14 protein-coding genes and 1 other RNA gene are annotated in these 16511 nt (G+C 56.5%); 13 read left to right on the top strand and 2 right to left on the bottom strand.

Translation table 11 applies throughout. The features are described from left to right. Positions 1-74: 74 nt before the first annotated feature. Both VQ830_RS05190 and VQ830_RS05185 read right to left on the bottom strand, forming a co-directional pair. Positions 75-710 (bottom strand): LysE family translocator, encoded by a 636-nt coding sequence (locus VQ830_RS05190; protein WP_337267000.1) that lies wholly within the window; start codon positions 708-710, stop codon positions 75-77. A 58-nt stretch (positions 711-768) separates the two neighbouring features. Continuing rightward, the gene (locus VQ830_RS05185) at positions 769-1980 is read right to left on the bottom strand and encodes a pyrophosphate--fructose-6-phosphate 1-phosphotransferase (protein WP_337266999.1); all 1212 of its coding nucleotides are present in this window, start codon (positions 1978-1980) and stop codon (positions 769-771) included. A gap of 339 nt (positions 1981-2319) precedes the next feature. Between VQ830_RS05185 and VQ830_RS05180 the strand changes: the two genes are divergently transcribed. The 13 genes from VQ830_RS05180 to ftsW all read left to right on the top strand — a co-directional run bounded on the left by VQ830_RS05180 (position 2320) and on the right by ftsW (position 16509). Continuing rightward, positions 2320-3027, top strand: a complete 708-nt coding sequence (locus VQ830_RS05180; protein WP_337266998.1) for a TerB family tellurite resistance protein — start codon at positions 2320-2322, stop codon at positions 3025-3027. Continuing rightward, on the top strand, positions 3024-3797 hold the full coding sequence (locus VQ830_RS05175) for an N-acetylmuramoyl-L-alanine amidase (RefSeq protein WP_337266997.1): 774 nt from the start codon (positions 3024-3026) through the stop codon (positions 3795-3797). Before VQ830_RS05180 ends, VQ830_RS05175 begins: the two co-directional genes overlap by 4 nt. A 105-nt stretch (positions 3798-3902) precedes the next feature. Continuing rightward, the gene (locus VQ830_RS05170; RefSeq protein WP_337266996.1) at positions 3903-5075 is read left to right on the top strand and encodes an NAD(P)/FAD-dependent oxidoreductase; all 1173 of its coding nucleotides are present in this window, start codon (positions 3903-3905) and stop codon (positions 5073-5075) included. Positions 5076-5126: 51 nt separating this feature from the next. Next, positions 5127-5517, top strand: an RNA gene (rnpB, locus tag VQ830_RS05165) — RNase P RNA component class A. 709 nt (positions 5518-6226) lie between these two features. Beyond that, positions 6227-6667 (top strand): division/cell wall cluster transcriptional repressor MraZ, encoded by a 441-nt coding sequence (gene mraZ / locus VQ830_RS05160; protein WP_337266995.1) that lies wholly within the window; start codon positions 6227-6229, stop codon positions 6665-6667. Between the two features lie 14 nt (positions 6668-6681). Beyond that, entirely contained in the window at positions 6682-7707 is a 1026-nt protein-coding gene (gene rsmH / locus VQ830_RS05155; RefSeq protein ID WP_337266994.1) for a 16S rRNA (cytosine(1402)-N(4))-methyltransferase RsmH, read from the top strand. Between the two features lie 3 nt (positions 7708-7710). Beyond that, positions 7711-8106 (top strand): cell division protein FtsL, encoded by a 396-nt coding sequence (gene ftsL / locus VQ830_RS05150; protein WP_337266993.1) that lies wholly within the window; start codon positions 7711-7713, stop codon positions 8104-8106. A 1-nt stretch (position 8107) separates the two neighbouring features. Further along, complete coding sequence (locus VQ830_RS05145) at positions 8108-9859, top strand: peptidoglycan D,D-transpeptidase FtsI family protein (RefSeq protein WP_337266992.1); 1752 nt, start codon at positions 8108-8110, stop codon at positions 9857-9859. Positions 9860-9920: 61 nt separating this feature from the next. Continuing rightward, on the top strand, positions 9921-11381 hold the full coding sequence (locus VQ830_RS05140; protein WP_337266991.1) for a UDP-N-acetylmuramoyl-L-alanyl-D-glutamate--2,6-diaminopimelate ligase: 1461 nt from the start codon (positions 9921-9923) through the stop codon (positions 11379-11381). Beyond that, positions 11378-12811 (top strand): UDP-N-acetylmuramoylalanyl-D-glutamyl-2,6-diaminopimelate--D-alanyl-D-alanine ligase, encoded by a 1434-nt coding sequence (locus VQ830_RS05135; protein WP_337266990.1) that lies wholly within the window; start codon positions 11378-11380, stop codon positions 12809-12811. Before VQ830_RS05140 ends, VQ830_RS05135 begins: the two co-directional genes overlap by 4 nt. A gap of 22 nt (positions 12812-12833) precedes the next feature. Beyond that, positions 12834-13934 carry a phospho-N-acetylmuramoyl-pentapeptide-transferase gene (gene mraY / locus VQ830_RS05130; RefSeq protein ID WP_337266989.1) on the top strand — a complete coding sequence of 367 codons (1101 nt, stop codon included), beginning with the start codon at positions 12834-12836 and terminating at the stop codon, positions 13932-13934. A 6-nt stretch (positions 13935-13940) separates the two neighbouring features. After that, positions 13941-15350: a UDP-N-acetylmuramoyl-L-alanine--D-glutamate ligase gene (murD, locus tag VQ830_RS05125; RefSeq protein ID WP_337266988.1), complete on the top strand. Its 1410-nt coding sequence runs from the start codon at positions 13941-13943 to the stop codon at positions 15348-15350. A 4-nt stretch (positions 15351-15354) separates the two neighbouring features. After that, a complete protein-coding gene (ftsW, locus tag VQ830_RS05120; protein ID WP_337266987.1) occupies positions 15355-16509 on the top strand; it encodes a putative lipid II flippase FtsW in 1155 nt (384 codons plus the stop codon). The last annotated feature ends 2 nt before the right edge of the window (positions 16510-16511 follow it).

Here is a 16511-nt window from a genome sequence, read left to right as displayed (position 1 = left end):
ACGAAACTCGCATGCAGCGTGAGAATTGATAACAAAAGTTTAATGTTTGTCCAAAATTCCCGGTATGCTGGAGCTCACGCAGCTATTCTGCGATAGCCCGCGGTAACAGCGCCTGCGGCAATTAACAGTGTCCCGCCCGTGCGGTTGACGGCGCGTTGAACGCTCGCCCGTTTGATCAATTTACGGGCGCGATTGGCCATGATCGCATAAACAGTAGCATTGAGGGCTGCCAATAGAAGGAAGGTCGCTTCCATAACAACCATCTGCGGCGCTAAGGGATTGATTGGACTGAGGAATTGAGGCACGAAGGCCACAAAAAATATGATGCTTTTGGGATTGAGCGCCGTCACGATATAGGCGTGCAGAAATATTCTGACAGATTTTTCCTGAGGGAGATTGTCGTTATCGGCAACGCGTGCGTTCAGTAAAGGCGCTCTCCACAGCCTGATGCCCAGCCAGATGAGATAAATTCCGCCGATCCACCGGAGTGCAGTGAAGATCTCGGCGGAACTCGCAAGAAGCGCGCCGAGACCAAGAAGCGAGGCAGTCATTGCCGTGAAATCGCCCAGCGTGACCCCAGTGACCGTCGCAAGAGCGGTTTTCCTGCCGTGGCCGAGCGCATACGATACCACCAGCAGGATTGTTGGTCCCGGTATGGCCAGCATGACAGCCGACGCCGCGGCAAAAGCAAGCCAGGCTTCAAGCGACATGGAATCTCCTCCTCACGTATAATCAAGGAAGGAAGACATTATCTCGCCCAGACGTCAATTACGCTTTGATGTAATCTTGGCCAATCGAACCCATGATTTCGCCGAACCATGGCGTGGCGACATCAAAAGCCTTGCCGCCCTTGATCCGTGGAAACTCGATCGTTCTCAATTTTCCGCCCTGGGCTTCATCGTGACCGGTGACCCCGGAAACTTGATTGAGCGCGCTTTCGACCGCAAGGTCGACCATGCTGTGAATCAAGCGGAGGTCGTCGACGTTGGCCGGGGCCGAGCGCGCGAAGTAGCCCGACTTTTGGACGAGAGAGCGCTCCGCGTCGATCAAGTTGGCAAACTGCTTTTGAAACCAGCCGCCCACATTGATCGTGTCGATCTTTACGTGGCCGAAGGCATCGCGCTTGATCGTTTCACCTGCAGCTTCGCGCTCCGCAACGATCGCGTCCAGGCATGCGCCTTCCGAGACGAAGACGGTCGCCGAACCGTTTTTATCCATCAGCGCCTTGAGGCGAGCCGCCTCAGCCTCAAGGTCGAACGCCAGTTCCGGCAAATAGATCGCGTCGATCGATTTCGTATGGGCATTCATCATCAGTCCGTCGACATAGGCATATGATCTTGTCCGCTCGATATAGGCCTTCGCGGTAGCGGCGGTCAGCCAACCGCAATGGCGGCCCATGACCTCATGGATAATAAGGGTGCGCGGCGCCGCCGTCTGCTCATTGGCCACATTATCGAAGAAGTGAGCACCGACTTCCGCGGCCGTCCAAGCGCCGAGCGACTGACGAATCGGAACGACATCATTGTCGACCGTCTTCGGAAGTCCGACGACAGTAAGTTCGTATCCGTTGGCTGAAAGATAAGCGGCAAGATCAGCCGCCGTCGTGTTTGTGTCATCGCCGCCAATGGTGTGGAGAATGGTCACGCCATCGGCAGCAAGCCGGTCTGCAGCGGCTCGCAGCGGGTTGACGCCTTCTTTTACTAGTCCGCGTTTTACGCAATCGGCCGCGTTGGTCAGCTTTACCCGGCTGTTGCCGATTGGCGATCCGCCATAGCGATGAAGAAGTGGCGCCTTTTCACGCATTTGAGGGGTGATCTCGACGCTGTCGCCCAGCAAGACACCCTGATAGCCAGATCGATAGGCGATGAGATCAATTTCGGGCGCAATATCGCTGTAGCGCTCTATCAAGCCACCAACAGCGGACGACAAACAAGGGGCGAGACCTCCTGCCGTCAGCATCGCTACTTTTTGTCTGGCCATAGTCGCTTCTCCTGATGATCAATTGACGCTCAATTTTGCTCATGGTTGCGGCAGTCAAAACGCGCTGTAAAGTGAAAAATTGAAGAAAAACGAGCATTTGCCTCTGGAACAAGCCTGTTTGGTGGGCATTGGGCGATATAATCGTTTAAAGCGCGCGATACCCGTTCTCTCTGCTTTGTGGATAATCCAGCCGTCGGTCCCGCGCGTATTAAAACTCGTCCAGGTCGAGCGACAGCTGCGGAGCAAGGTGACTTTCTGAAAGAAGTAAGACAGGGGCGCCTTGCCAATGACAAGAATCTTTGATGAAGGTAGGTTTATTGGGCGATGCGTGAGGACCAAATGTCTTTCTGGGAAAAGCTTATGAATGCCATCAATACGACGGCGAGCAGCATGCTCTCGACCATCGTGGATGCCATTCGTACGCTTTTCGAGGGCGATCCCGAGACGCGCCGAAAAGTCGCCTTCTCCGTGGCCATTATCGCTTTGTCCGCCAAGATGGCAAAAGCCGACGGGATCGTCAGCGAAAAGGAAGTGCAGGCTTTCCGCGACATCTTCGAGTTTCCGCCCGACCAGGCAAAGAACGTGGCGCGCCTTTACAATCTGGCGCGACAGGATGTTGCTGGCTATGACGTTTATGCCGCACGACTGGCCTCGCTCTGCTCAAGTTGCGAGCCGGATTGTCCTGTCCTTGAAAACGTCCTTGATGGGCTGTTCCACATCGCGAAAGCCGATGGAATCATTCATGAAAAGGAGATGGAGTTCCTGCGCCATATCGCCATCATCTTCGAGATGAGTGAGGAACACTTCGATCGAATCGTTGCCCGACATGTTGCCGTCGGCCGTGATCCGTATCGCATCCTCGGGGTCTCGCCATCAGACGATTTCACTAGCATTCGCCGCCGTTATCTGGTCCTGGTTGGTGAAAACCATCCCGATCGGTTGGTTTCGCGCGGTGTGCCCGAGGAATTTCATGCGATTGCGAATGAGCGCATGGCAGCTCTGAACGCTGCTTATGAGGCGATCGAGAAGGAACGCCGCGCAGCATGATGTCGTTTCCGGCGGATTTTTCAGGCGCCGTCGTCCAGCCTTCCCCTAATTACGGAGAGCGTGTCGGCTTGGAAGGGCCAGATATGCTGCTGCTTCATTACACCGGTATGTCGACTCCGGAATCTGCTTTGGATTGGCTGTGCAGCAAAGAGAGCCAGGTTTCGAGCCATTATTTCGTGCATTTGGATGGATCGATCCTCCAACTGGTTCAGGAAAAGGATCGCGCTTGGCATGCCGGAGCAGGTTCATGGAGGGGCCGAGCCGATATCAATTCCCAATCCATCGGGATCGAGATCGCCAATGCCGGTCATCCAGGAGGTCTTCCCGATTACCCGAAAGTGCAGATAGAGGCTGTCATCGCGCTTTGCCTTGACTGCATCCGGCGCTGGAACATTCCGACCGAGCGCGTGCTTGGCCATTCCGACATTGCGCCCGTACGGAAAGTCGATCCTGGCGAAAAGTTTCCTTGGGGTGAACTGCACGCTGCCGGTGTCGGCCACTGGGTGGAGCCGACGCCAATCATGGGCGGCCGCTTTTTCCAGCGGGGCGATCAGGGGCAGCCCATAAAGGCGCTTCAGTCTATGCTGGCACTCTACGGCTACCCAACTGATGTTGATGGGGTTTTTTCTGACAAGATGGCCGGTGAGGTTGCCGCTTTTCAGCGCCATTTCCGGCCCCAGCGTGTCGATGGTGTCGCTGATTTTTCGACTATCGATACGCTGCATCGGCTATTGACGTCACTGCCTGCTTATCGGAGCGAGGCGACCTGAAGCCTTGAGCGAAGGCGATGCTTTAGCCGATGCGTCTAACGACTTGACCTGGAATCCTTTTAGCGTCGAAATTGTAAACTCGATTCTCGCTTCAGGTACGCCGTGATGTTTTCCCATTTCAAAACCATTGTTGTCGGACGCGGAATGATGGGGGCGGCAGCGGCGAAATATCTAGCCCGATCGAGCGATGGCGTTGCGGTCATTGGCCCAGACGAGCCTGAAGACCGGGTTTCGCACCAAGGCGTCTTCGGCAGTCACTATGACGAAGGCCGAATTACAAGAACGATCGACCGCGATCACGACTGGGCTATGCTCGCCAACCGCTCTATCGCGCGTTATGCTGGGATCGCCGAGGAAAGCGACATTGCCTTCTTCACGGAGGCCGGCTGTCTCGCCGTCGCACCCGAGGCGACCGGGCAGACACATGATTGGGCCCGCATAGCACGCGAATTCGATGTTGCGACCGAAGAATTTGTCGCCGATGGTCTTGAAGCGAGGTTTCCTTTCTTTGCATTTCCAGATGGTTGTTCTGGCGTCTTCGAAATGAAGAAAGCAGGGCACATCAGTCCACGCCGTCTTGTCAAGGCACAGTCGTTTTTAGCGGAACAAAGCGGAGCCACCGTCATCCGCGATTACGCCGTTTCGGTTCGCGAGGAGAACCACAAAGTTCTTGTGACTACCTCAAGAGGCGAACGCTTTTCGGCGGACCGCGTTCTTGTGACAGCAGGAGCCTTTTCAATCGCAAAGGAGCTCTTGCCGCGTAAGCTCGACATGAAGGTCTATGGAAGAACCGTCGTTCTCTTCGAGGTCAGCGATGCTCAAGCTGAGGCCTTTGCTAGCATGCCTTCGCTCATCCTGGATGCCCCGGGCATCGACATCTATCTTTTACCGCCGATCCGCTACCCTGATGGCAAGCTCTATTTGAAGATCGGCGGTGATCCTAATGATCTTGAGATGCAGAGCGATCTCGATCTTCGCCGTTGGTTTCATGGCGACGGCCGGCAAAGCGCGCGTGATTATCTTCAGTCCGTCGTCGAGCAGATCGTGCCTCGCCTCAAGCCTGCTTCCATTCGATCGATGCCCTGCGCGCTATCTCACACGCCCAGCAAGTATCCTATGATTGGCTTTGCTTCTTCCCGTATCGGCGTGACTGTCGGATGCGGCGGAGCGTCCGCCAAAAGTTCCGATGAGATTGGGCGACTGGGGGCCGAGCTCATCGAGGAAGGACGAATCATAACGGCTGGTTACCGAAATGATTTCACACCTTCGTTCAAGTAAGGTTTGATTTTGCCATAGCAATCATGTGCGCACTCCGCTATGGGAGCGCTGCCAGTTGGCCGGGCAGCCGCGCTTTACCAATGCCGAAAGGCGGTGAGGTGAGGAAAGTCCGGGCTCCACGGAAACACGGTGCCGGATAACGTCCGGCGAGGGCGACCTCAGGGAAAGTGCCACAGAAAGCAAACCGCCGGCCATGGCCGGTAAGGGTGAAAGGGTGGGGTAAGAGCCCACCGCGGCTGCGGCAACGCAGACGGCAAGGCAAACCCCACCGGGAGCAAAACCGAATAGGGACGACGCGGTCGGGTTCCGGCCAGCCTGTTTCTGGGCCAGTCGTTCGGGTGGGTTGCGAGAGGCAGCGTGTAAACGCTGTCCCAGATGAATGGCTGCCACGTTCCGGCTTGCCGGAGCCATACAGAACCCGGCTTACAGGCCAACTGGCTTTTCAACTTCCATGTCTTTGGATCTTTATGTGGGCGGTACAAAGACCCCCAGACGGCAACCCCGAAACCTAATTTGCGCCAATGCCGCGAGGCTGGCATAGACGCTGGGAGCGGTTAGCATGATCGACACGTCTGAGGCGACGCTGCACGGGCCACCTTCACACGCACTGTTGAGCTACGCAGCTCGCTTCGCTCCGAGCTTGGGGGAGCCTTCACCGGCGCGAGCGACAGTGGCGCGGCTGAGTTTCCCCACTTGCGCCGAACGCATCTTTTTTGCTGCATTCGTAAGCCGTCTCTTGCGACCTGAAATATAGTTGGATGTTCACAATATCAAGCTAAGATTATGATTCTTAAATAATTTTTCGTTGTCGCAAGAGTGGGAGATGGGTGAACCCAGGTTGCAACTCTCGCCTTCGCATGCGCGAAAAAAATTGCGATCCTAACCCTTTGTTAAACTTAACAGGTCATGAATATCGGGGTTCAGGACAGTGTCTTGAACAGTCACATCCCATTGACGCCCATAGGGTCCCATGGTATCCCAAATGCACAGTGCACAGGGGCAAAGTTCTGCCCATCAATCGCAAAGCAAGGCGTTACTTTCTCTGAAAGACGCTGGGGCGGTTTCCATCGTTCCGGCTGGCGAAGCTGTGTTCTGTTCAGGGCTTTTCCGTGCGTTTTTGCGGAAGGTTCAGGGTGAGGGTTTATCGCGTCATGAGCCGTTTTCTGTCGCACGCGACAAACAGGATCGATTCCAAAGGCAGGGTTTCCGTGCCGGCGGCTTTTCGCTCTGCGCTGGCTCAGCACAATATCCAGGAGCTCTATTGCTTTCAGGATTTTGTGTTTCCAGCCATCAGCGTGGGCGGCGTGGATCTTCTGGAGCGATTCGAACGGCAGATTTCCGCGGCGGACCCTTTTTCGCCCGATGCCAACGCGATGTCGCTCCTCATTCATGGGGGCGGGGTCTTCATGAAGCTCGATGCCGAGGGGCGGTTGATGGTAACGGATTTTATTCGCGACTTCACCGGAATATCCGACGAGGTGACCTTTGTCGGTCGTTCGGATCATTTTCAGCTTTGGCAGCCGCAGGCGTTTCAGGCGGCGCAAACGCAAGCGAGAGAGGAGCGCAAGCTGGCGGGCAAGCGCTCAACGTAACACGAGGGAACGGAATGGTGACGAATCCTGGCGGAAGTTCAGCCGATGCCAGTGGCGGATCGGTTCGTCACATCCCGGTTCTTTTGAATGAAGTCCTTCAGGCGTTGCGTGCCGCTCCCGGTGATATCATCCTCGACGGTACTTTCGGCGCAGGTGGCTATACAACGGCAATTCTCGACACTGGCGCTGACGTGATCGCGCTTGATCGCGATCCAACCGCCATTGCGGCCGGTCAATCTCTCGTTGAAGCTTACAAAGGGCGGCTCACGCTCGTTCAAACCCAGTTTTCGCATCTGGCAGATTACGCTCCGTCCGGCGGGCTGGACGGGATCGTGCTCGACATCGGTGTTTCGTCGATGCAGATCGATGAAGCGGAGCGTGGTTTTTCGTTTCAGAAGGATGGCCCGCTCGACATGCGTATGTCGGGTGCAGGCGTTTCGGCGGCTGATGTTGTCAATCGTGCGAAGCTTTCAGACCTTATTCGGATCTTTCATTTCCTTGGCGAGGAAAAGCAGGCCACCCGAATCGCGCATGCGATCGAGAAGCGGCGCGAAGAGGCGCTCTTTGCAACAACGCGGGATCTTGCAGGGCTGATCGAGCGCGTTACGCCGCGCAAGGCCAAAGACAAGATCCATCCGGCCACACGCGTTTTTCAAGCGCTGCGCATTTTTGTCAATGATGAACTAGGCGAGCTGGCGCAGGCTCTGTTTGCCGCAGAAAGGGCGTTGAAGCCAGGCGGGCGACTGGTTGTCGTTACCTTCCATTCCCTCGAGGATCGTATCGTCAAGACGTTCTTTGCGGATCGGTCTGGTCGCGCTGCGGTGTCGCGCCACCTGCCCGTGGTCGACGTGCCGCCCGCAATCTTCGAAACAATTGGAAAATCTATGGTTGCCGCAAGCGAGGCGGAGGCTGCCGTAAACCCGCGGGCGCGTTCCGCGAAGCTTCGCGCAGGTCTGCGAACGCAAGCGCCGGCTGGACGTCAGGATGCCGCTATCTTCGGCCTGCCAAGCCTTGCCAGCCTTACAAAGCTCGGAGGTTAAACGATGCTGAGAACCTTCGACGTCATCCTGATTGGTGTCATGACGGCCGCTGCGGCGGCGACTTACACGATCAAGCACAGGGCCGAACTGAAGCTTGAGGATGTCCACAAGCTTGAAGCAGAAATTAAGCTTGAGAAGGACACCATCGATTTGCTGAAGGCTGACTGGGCGCTTTTGTCCCAACCCAATCGCCTCGAAAGTCTGGTTAACACCTATAATGGTGAATTGCAGCTGCAGCCGACGCCTTCGACTTCACTCGTGCGCCCCACCGAGCTGCCAATGCTGAAGTCGCAAGTGCCGCCACCGGAGGTCGTCGAGGCGAAGGCTGCGAAGAAGGCAAAGGCTCCGGCCAAGCCGGCCAAGGACGATGACGATATGGCGACGGGGGCGATCGAATAAAATGTCTTTTCTTTCCCGCATCATGGACTTGAAAAGTCAGGCGCATTTTTCCGCCGGCCCGAACACGCGGCCTGTCGATCCGTCGAAGGGCGCACGCATCGAGGGCACGCGCAAGCGCAAGGCGGCCCAGGCAAAGAACCGGGTCGGCTTGCTGATCTTTAGCTTTGCCGTCGTTTATTGCGTTATCGGCGGTCGTCTGGTCGAGTATGCCATGCGCGACCCGGAGTCCGTTTCGAGCATTCTGCCTCCGGATCGCCTGATGGCCTCAAGGCCGGACATCCTGGACCGCAACGGTCAGGTTCTTGCTACGGATATTCGCACGGTTTCGCTTTTTGCCGAGCCCAACAAGATCGTGGACGTCGATGAAGCTGTTGAAAAGCTAGCCACCGTCCTTCCCGATCTCGACGCGCGAGGCACCTATAAGAAATTGGCAACGCGTACTTCGCATTTTGCCTGGCTACGTAGGCAATTGACGCCGAAGCAGCAGAGCCAGATTCTGGCGCTGGGTATTCCAGGTATCGGCTTTCGCCCTGAAAAACGTCGTTTCTACCCTGGTGGGCCTACAGCCGCCCACATCCTCGGCTATGTCAACATCGACAATCGCGGCGTCTCGGGGATGGAAAAGTTCATCGACGATCAGGGTCTTGCCGATCTTGCTTCCGTCGGCATGACCAGCGATCAACCGCTGGAGCCCGTGAAACTTTCAATCGATATCCGCGTGCAGAATGTGGTGCGTGATGTCGTGGTCAACGCGGTCAAGAACTACGAAGCCAAGGGCGCCGGTGCGGTCGTTCTCGATATTCATACTGGCGAAGTCATTGCCATGGCCTCCGCGCCGGATTTTGATCCGAATAATCCAATGGAAGGCGCCAAGGAGGGCTGGCTAAACCGTATGTCGAACGGCACCTTCGAGATGGGATCTACCTTCAAGACCTTCTCGCTCGCCATGGCGCTCGACACCGGCAAAGTCAGGTTGAATGACAGCTTTGATGCGACGCAGCCCATCCATATCGGCGGCTTTACCATCCATGACTTCCACGGTCAGCGCCGCTGGCTAACCGTTCCCGAAATCTTTCAATACTCTTCCAACGTCGGAACGGCGCGCATCATCGATATCGTCGGGATGGAAGCGCAGAAGGACTATCTGACGAAGCTTGGTCTTCTGACGAAGATGAAGACAGAACTGCCGGAGGTCAAAATGCCCACGCAGCCGCGGGTTTGGAAAAAGATCAACTCGATTACCATCTCGTTTGGTCACGGCGTGTCGACAACGCCGTTGCAGACCGCAGTCGCCGGGGCTGCTCTCGTCAACGGCGGCAAGCTGATCGAACCGACCTTCCTGCCACGCACCCGTCCTGAAGCGGATGAGGTAGCGCAGCAGGTCGTCAAGAAATCGACAAGCGACGATGTTCGTTATCTTTTCAAGGTCAACGGCGTCAAAGGTTCGGGGCGTAATGCAGACGTTCCGGGCTTCCATGTTGGCGGAAAGACCGGTACTGCCGATAAGGTCGTCAATGGCCGTTACGCGCATAATCTCAACTTCAACGCCTTCCTTGCCGCCTTTCCGATCGAAGATCCCAAATATGTCGTGCTGACATTCTGCGACGAACCGCATAATGGCGAGAAGGGACAGAATATTGCCGCTTATACGGCAGCGCCGATGGTAAAGAACATCATCGCCCGCTCTGCTCCGATCTTGGGCGTCGAACCGAAATTCGGCGAGGGAAATCCGGCCTTGCTGGTGTCTTATTGACGTGAAGAATAGCCCGGCGATTCGCGAGGGGGCTATTCATGATTGAGAAAAGTGCGCTGCAATGAAATTGAGGGATATCGTTGGAGATGAATTCCCGGAATTGATAAGCCAATTGTCGCCGCAACTTGGCGATGTGGACATTTCGGGTCTGACATCCGATAGCCGCGCAGTGGTGACGGGTTCGGTTTTCATCGCCGTGCCGGGTGTAAAGGCGGACGGTAAAGCGTTTGTTGCCGATGCGGCATCTCGCGGTGCTGTCGTCGCTTTTGCCGCAGCACCCGTCGAAGCCGATATTCCCGTGTTTGTCGTCAATGAACCACGCCGCTTTCTGTCGCTTGCGTCCTCACGCTTTTATGGACGGCAACCAGCCGTCATGGCAGCCGTGACCGGGACGGCGGGAAAGACGTCCGTTGCTTCCTTCACACGCCAGATCTGGTCCTATGCGGGGCATGCTTCCGCGATGATCGGCACCACCGGCGTCGTATCGCCGACGCGTAACGATTATGGCTCTCTCACCACACCCGATCCCGTCTCGCTTCACAAGCTGCTTGCGGAGCTTGCCGATGAAGGCGTAACGCATGCTTCAATGGAAGCTTCCAGCCATGGTCTCGATCAGCATCGCCTCGACGGGGTGAAGCTTTCCGCTGCGGGATTTACCAATCTTGGCCGCGACCACATGGATTACCATGCGACGGTTGAAAGCTATATGGCCGCCAAGATGCGGCTGTTCGAAACTTTGCTGCCAGCCGGCGCGCCCGCGGTTATTTTTGCTGACGACGTTTGGTCTGCGCAGGCGATTACCGTTGCACAAAAGGCTGGCCATTCGGTTCGGACCGTCGGACGTAGGGGTGACTATCTAAGCCTCAAGCGGGTCGAGCATTTTCGTCACAAGCAAGTTGCAGAAATTCATAGCGAAGGCACGATTTTTGAAGTTGAGCTTCCGTTGGCCGGCGACTTTCAGATTGCCAATGCGCTGGTAGCAGCCGGTCTTGCCATGTCGACCGGTGTTTCCGCCAGCACCACAATGGCTGCCTTGGAGCAACTAAGGGGTGCCTCTGGACGTCTCGAACTGGTCGGCGGCACGAAAGACGGCGCCTTGGCCTATGTCGACTATGCACACAAGCCGGATGCGCTGCAAAATGTTCTGGCATCGGTCAGACCCTTTACCAGTGGCCGCGTGATCGTTGTTTTTGGTTGTGGCGGCGATCGTGATCGTGGCAAGCGGCCGATTATGGGCGAGATCGCGTGCAGGCTGGCCGATGTCGTTGTAGTGACCGATGACAATCCTCGTACCGAGGAGGCCGCCGCCATTCGTGCCGAAGTCATGACCGGCGCTTCGTGCGCCAGCGAGATAGGTGATCGGGCGACTGCGATCCGCACCGCCGTATCGATGTTGAAAACCGGCGACACTTTGATCGTCGCCGGCAAAGGCCATGAAGAGGGTCAGACCGTCGGAACGACCACTTATCCATTTTCGGATCACCAAGAGGTGCGAAAGGCTCTGGAGGAGTTGAACCGATGAACTGGCTCTGGACCACAAAGGACATGGTTGCGGCCATGAACGGCCGACCGATCGGCCAGTTGCCGGAGGGTATTACAGGAATTTCGATCGACAGCCGTTCGATCGCCTCCGGCGAAGCTTTCTTCGCGATTAAGGGCGACCGGGTCGATGGTCATGACTATGCGTCCATGGCGATGGCAAATGGCGCAGCGCTGCTGGTGATCAGCGAGGGCAGACTGCCAGCGCTTGGCCGGTTGACTGTTCCCATGATCGTTGTGGATGACGTTCTCGCGGCGCTCTGCCGTCTTGCCGTTGCATCGCGCAAGCGCAGCAGCGCAAAGGTCGTCGCCGTAACCGGCTCTGTGGGCAAGACGACCACCAAGGAAATGCTGCGCAAGGTGCTTGCACCGTCGGGCAAGGTTCACGCTTCGGTCGCATCCTTCAATAATCACTGGGGCGTTCCGCTGACATTGGCGCGCATGCCGGTCGATACCCTCTTTGGAATATTTGAAGTGGGTATGAACCACCCGAACGAGATTCGTCCTCTGGTACAATTGATTCGTCCGCATGTGGCGATCATCACAACCATTGCGCCGGCACATCTCGGCAATTTTGCCAATGTGGAGGAAATTGCCGCGGCGAAGGCCGAAATTTTTGAAGGCGTGGTTCCCGGCGGCCATGCAATTCTCAATCGAGACAACGAATATTACGACTATCTTGAAGAAGCTGCGCAGAGCGTGGGAATTCAGAATATCCTGTCTTTTGGTCAGCATGCCAAAGCGGACTTCCGTCTTGCCGAGTTCAACGGCTCGCAGGAAAGTTCAACGCTCTGGTTGACGATTGGGGCCGAAACGATCGAGGTCGCATTGGGTGCGCCTGGGCGTCATATCGCGGAAAATGCATTGGCAGCGCTTGGCACCGTAAAACTCCTCGGTGCAGATCTTTCCGCGGGGATTGCGGCGCTTGCTGCTTTGCAGCCCGAGAAGGGCCGGGGACAGCGGCATCGGCTCCAGATCGGGCATGGAAGCTTTACCCTGATTGACGAGAGCTATAACGCCAATCCGGCTTCGATGCGCGCAGCGATCGCGCTTCTTGCACTGGCCGTTCCGTCAGGGTCAGGCCGTCGTGTAGCGGTGCTCGGCGATATGCTGGAGATGGGCGATCATGCGTATGCCGTTCATGCAGATCTAGCCGGCGCCGTCCTTGCGGCCGGTATCGAGCATGTGTGGCTTGCCGGGCCTCACATGGCCGCCCTGCGCGACGAACTGCCCGATAGCGTCGATGTTATTTATCGAGAAGCGACCGACGATCTAGTCGCTTATGTTTTGAACGCCGTTGAAGTCGGCGATGTTGTGATGGTCAAGTCGTCGCTCGGTACAGGTTTTGGAAGGATTGTTGCTGCCCTCCTTGACAAGTTCCCGGCATTCTCCGACACGCAACCCCGACTTTGAGTGGGTAAACAAGGGGCCCTGAATGCTAATTTGGCTTGTCGAACTGTCGGAACACGTGAAATTTTTCAACCTGTTCAGGTATATCACGTTCCGCACCGGGGCTGCGCTTTTCACTTCAGCGCTCATCGTTTTTCTGTTCGGCCCGGCAATCATCAACTCTCTGCGGATCCGGCAGGGAAAAGGTCAGCCGATCCGAGCCGATGGGCCGCAAACTCACTTTAAAAAAGCCGGCACGCCGACGATGGGTGGCCTGATGATCCTGGCCGGGATTGTCGGATCGAGCCTGCTTTGGGCCGATCTTTCAAACATCTATGTGGTGGCAACGCTGCTGGTGACACTCGGCTTTGGCGCCATCGGCTTCTATGACGACTACCTCAAAGTGACGAAACAGAGCCACAAAGGATTCTCAGGCAAAGCACGTCTCGGCATAGAATTCATCATCGCGGGAATTGCGGTCTATTTCATGATGCGCGCTGCGCTTGCCTCGGGTCCGGCCGGTTCTACCTTCGGCTCGTCCGTTGCCTTTCCCTTCTTCAAAGATGCGCTTTTGAACCTTGGCATCTTCTTTGTCTGCTTCGGCGGCTTCGTTATCGTCGCGGCGGGTAACGCGGTCAATCTGACGGACGGCCTTGACGGCCTCGCTATCGTTCCGGTCATGATCGCGGCTGCATCTTTTGGTGTGATTGCTTATCTTGCCGGTAACGCGGTCTTTGCAAACTACCTGCAGATCAATTTCGTTCCTGGCACAGGAGAGCTTTCCGTCGTCTTGGGTGCGGTGATCGGGGCAGGCCTCGGCTTCCTGTGGTTCAATGCACCGCCGGCCGCAATTTTTATGGGCGATACAGGTTCCTTGGCACTTGGCGGAACGATCGGTACCGTCGCCGTTGCCACCAAGCATGAAATTGTCATGGCAATCATCGGCGGCCTTTTCGTGATGGAAACGCTATCGGTGATTATCCAGGTCGGATTTTTCAAGCTGACCGGCAGGCGCGTATTCCTGATGGCTCCGATCCACCACCATTTCGAGAAGAAGGGATGGACTGAGAGCCAAGTCGTCATCCGCTTTTGGATCATCGCTGTCGGCCTTGCGATGCTTGGCCTTTCGACGCTGAAACTTCGGTAGGCGGCGATGATTCCTGTCACCACGCTATCTGGCAAAAATGTCGCTCTGTTCGGGCTTGGCGGGTCGGGTTTGGCAACGGCGCGTGCCCTTGTTGCCGGCGGTGCCTTGGTGACCGCCTGGGACGATAATCCTGACAGTGTCGCCAAAGCAACAGGCGAGGGCATTGCGACCGCGGATTTACGTAATATCGACTGGTCGAAGCTTGCCCTCTTCGTGCTCTCGCCGGGTGTGCCTTTGACGCATCCAAAGCCGCATTGGACGGTTGAGCTTGCGCGTCAAGCTGGTGTCGAAATCGTCGGAGATGTTGAGCTTTTCGTGCGCGAGCGGCGGGCTCATGCACCGACAAGCCCCTTTATCGCTATTACCGGCACCAATGGGAAATCGACAACGACCGCGTTGATTGCACACATCCTGAAGACGAGCGGTCGCGACACGCAGCTTGGTGGAAACATCGGAACAGCAGTTCTCACGCTCGATCCGCCACAGGCTGATCGCTTTTACGTGGTGGAATGCTCATCCTATCAAATTGATCTCGCACCCACGATAGACCCGAGCGCTGGCATTCTGCTCAACCTCACGCCTGACCATCTCGATAGACACGGTACGATGCAACATTACGCCGATGTCAAAGAGCGTCTGGTTGCCGGCAGTAAGGTGGCTTTCGTTGGGGTCGATGATAGCTACTCGCAAAGAATAGCTGAACGAATCGCTCAGGCCGGCGGCAAGGTCGTTCAGATCTCTTGTCGCCAGTCGCTCACCAATGGACTTTATGCAGAGGGGTCGAAGCTGCTACGTGCCGAACAGGGTGTCGCGCGCATCTTGGCTGATCTCGACGGGATTGCGACTTTGCGCGGCAGCCATAATGCACAGAACGCAGCTGCTGCCGTGGCGGCTAGCCTTGCGGTCGGCGTCGCGGAAACTGACATCCTGAAAGGACTGTCGTCTTTCCCTGGGCTTAAGCATCGCATGCAGCCTGTCGGCCGTCGCGGTCATGTTGTGTTCGTCAATGATTCGAAGGCGACAAATGCGGACGCTGCGGCGCCGGCTCTCTCCAGCTACGATCGTATCTACTGGATAGCCGGTGGTTTGCCCAAGGCCGGAGGAATTACCTCGCTTTCCGCTTTTTTCCCACGTATTGTAAAAGCCTACCTTATTGGCGAAGCGGCCGCCGAATTTGCTGCAACGCTTGGCGATACCGTTCCCTACGAGATTTCGGGAACATTGGAGAAAGCGGTCGAACACGCGGCCGCCGATGCTGCCAAAGATGAAACGGGGCCCTCAGCCGTGATGTTATCCCCGGCTTGCGCAAGCTTCGATCAGTATAAGAACTTCGAAGTCCGAGGCGATGCCTTCGTGACCCATGTTGCCGCCCTTGATGGCGTGAGCATGTTGATCGCGACGGCAACAGGAGGTTGACGAGATGGTAAGCCGTGCACAACGCGGGGCAGTTGCAGATTGGTTCTGGACGATAGACCGGTTCTTTCTGGTGCTCTTTCTTCTCTTGATGGGCATCGGCTTCATGCTGTCTTTTGCAGCCTCGCCGGCTGTTGCCGAACGTATCGGTCTTGAGCCCTTTCACTTTGTGAAGCGCCACGCGGCGTTCATGCTCCCATCGCTCATGGTGATGATCGGGTTGTCGTTTCTGACCCCGAGGCAGGTGCGCCGCGCCGCTATCATTTTGCTGATCGTTTCCATCGGCATGATGATCCTCGCCTTGTTCTTTGGCGTCGAGATCAAGGGTTCGCGCCGCTGGTTCTCGATCGGCAGCTTCGGCGTACAGCCTTCCGAGTTCATGAAGCCTGCATTCGTCGTCGTCTGTGCCTGGCTTTTCGCCGAGCATGCGCGTCAGCCGGAGATACCTGGCAATCTTTTCGCAATCATCCTCTTTGGTATGGTGGCGGCCCTCCTGGTCGCGCAGCCCGACCTTGGGCAAACCATTCTGACGACGGCCGTCTGGGGCAGCATGTTCTTCATGGCCGGTATGCCCTGGATTTGGATTATTCTTCTTGGCTTCGGCGGTGCGGGTGGTATCGTCACGGCGTACTATGTCTTTCCCCACGTGGCAGGGCGAATAGATAAATTCCTGACTGGCGAAGGCGATACGTTCCAGATCGACACCGCGCGCGAAGCCATCATTCGCGGTGATTGGTTTGGTCAGGGTCCAGGGGAGGGCATTGTCAAGCGTATCATCCCGGACGCCCACACCGACTTTATTTTCTCGGTGGCTGCCGAAGAATTCGGCATCGTCTTCTGCATGGCCCTCGTCGCACTGTTTTCGATTCTCGTGCTGCGTGGATTGTCGCATGCATACCGCGAGAAAAATGACTTCAACCGTTTTGCAGTGGCTGGCCTTGTTTTGCAGCTCGGGATCCAATCGATCATCAATGTCGGCGTCAATCTGGAGCTTCTGCCTGCGAAGGGTATGACGCTGCCTTTGATTTCCTACGGCGGTTCTTCCATGATCGCGATCTGCGTAACGGCCGGCTTTATTCTTGCCTTGACGCGTCATCGGCCTGAAAAACGAGCGCAGGAGCGCAGCCTGTTCCGGGTTTCACGCGCCGTTCCGGCGGAGTAGGG

The organism is Oryzifoliimicrobium ureilyticum (assembly GCF_037199735.1).
Taxonomy (GTDB): Bacteria; Pseudomonadota; Alphaproteobacteria; order Rhizobiales; family Rhizobiaceae; genus Rhizobium; species Rhizobium ureilyticus.
Note: the sequence above shows the minus strand (reverse complement) of the source record. Positions and strands in the feature narration are given on the sequence as shown.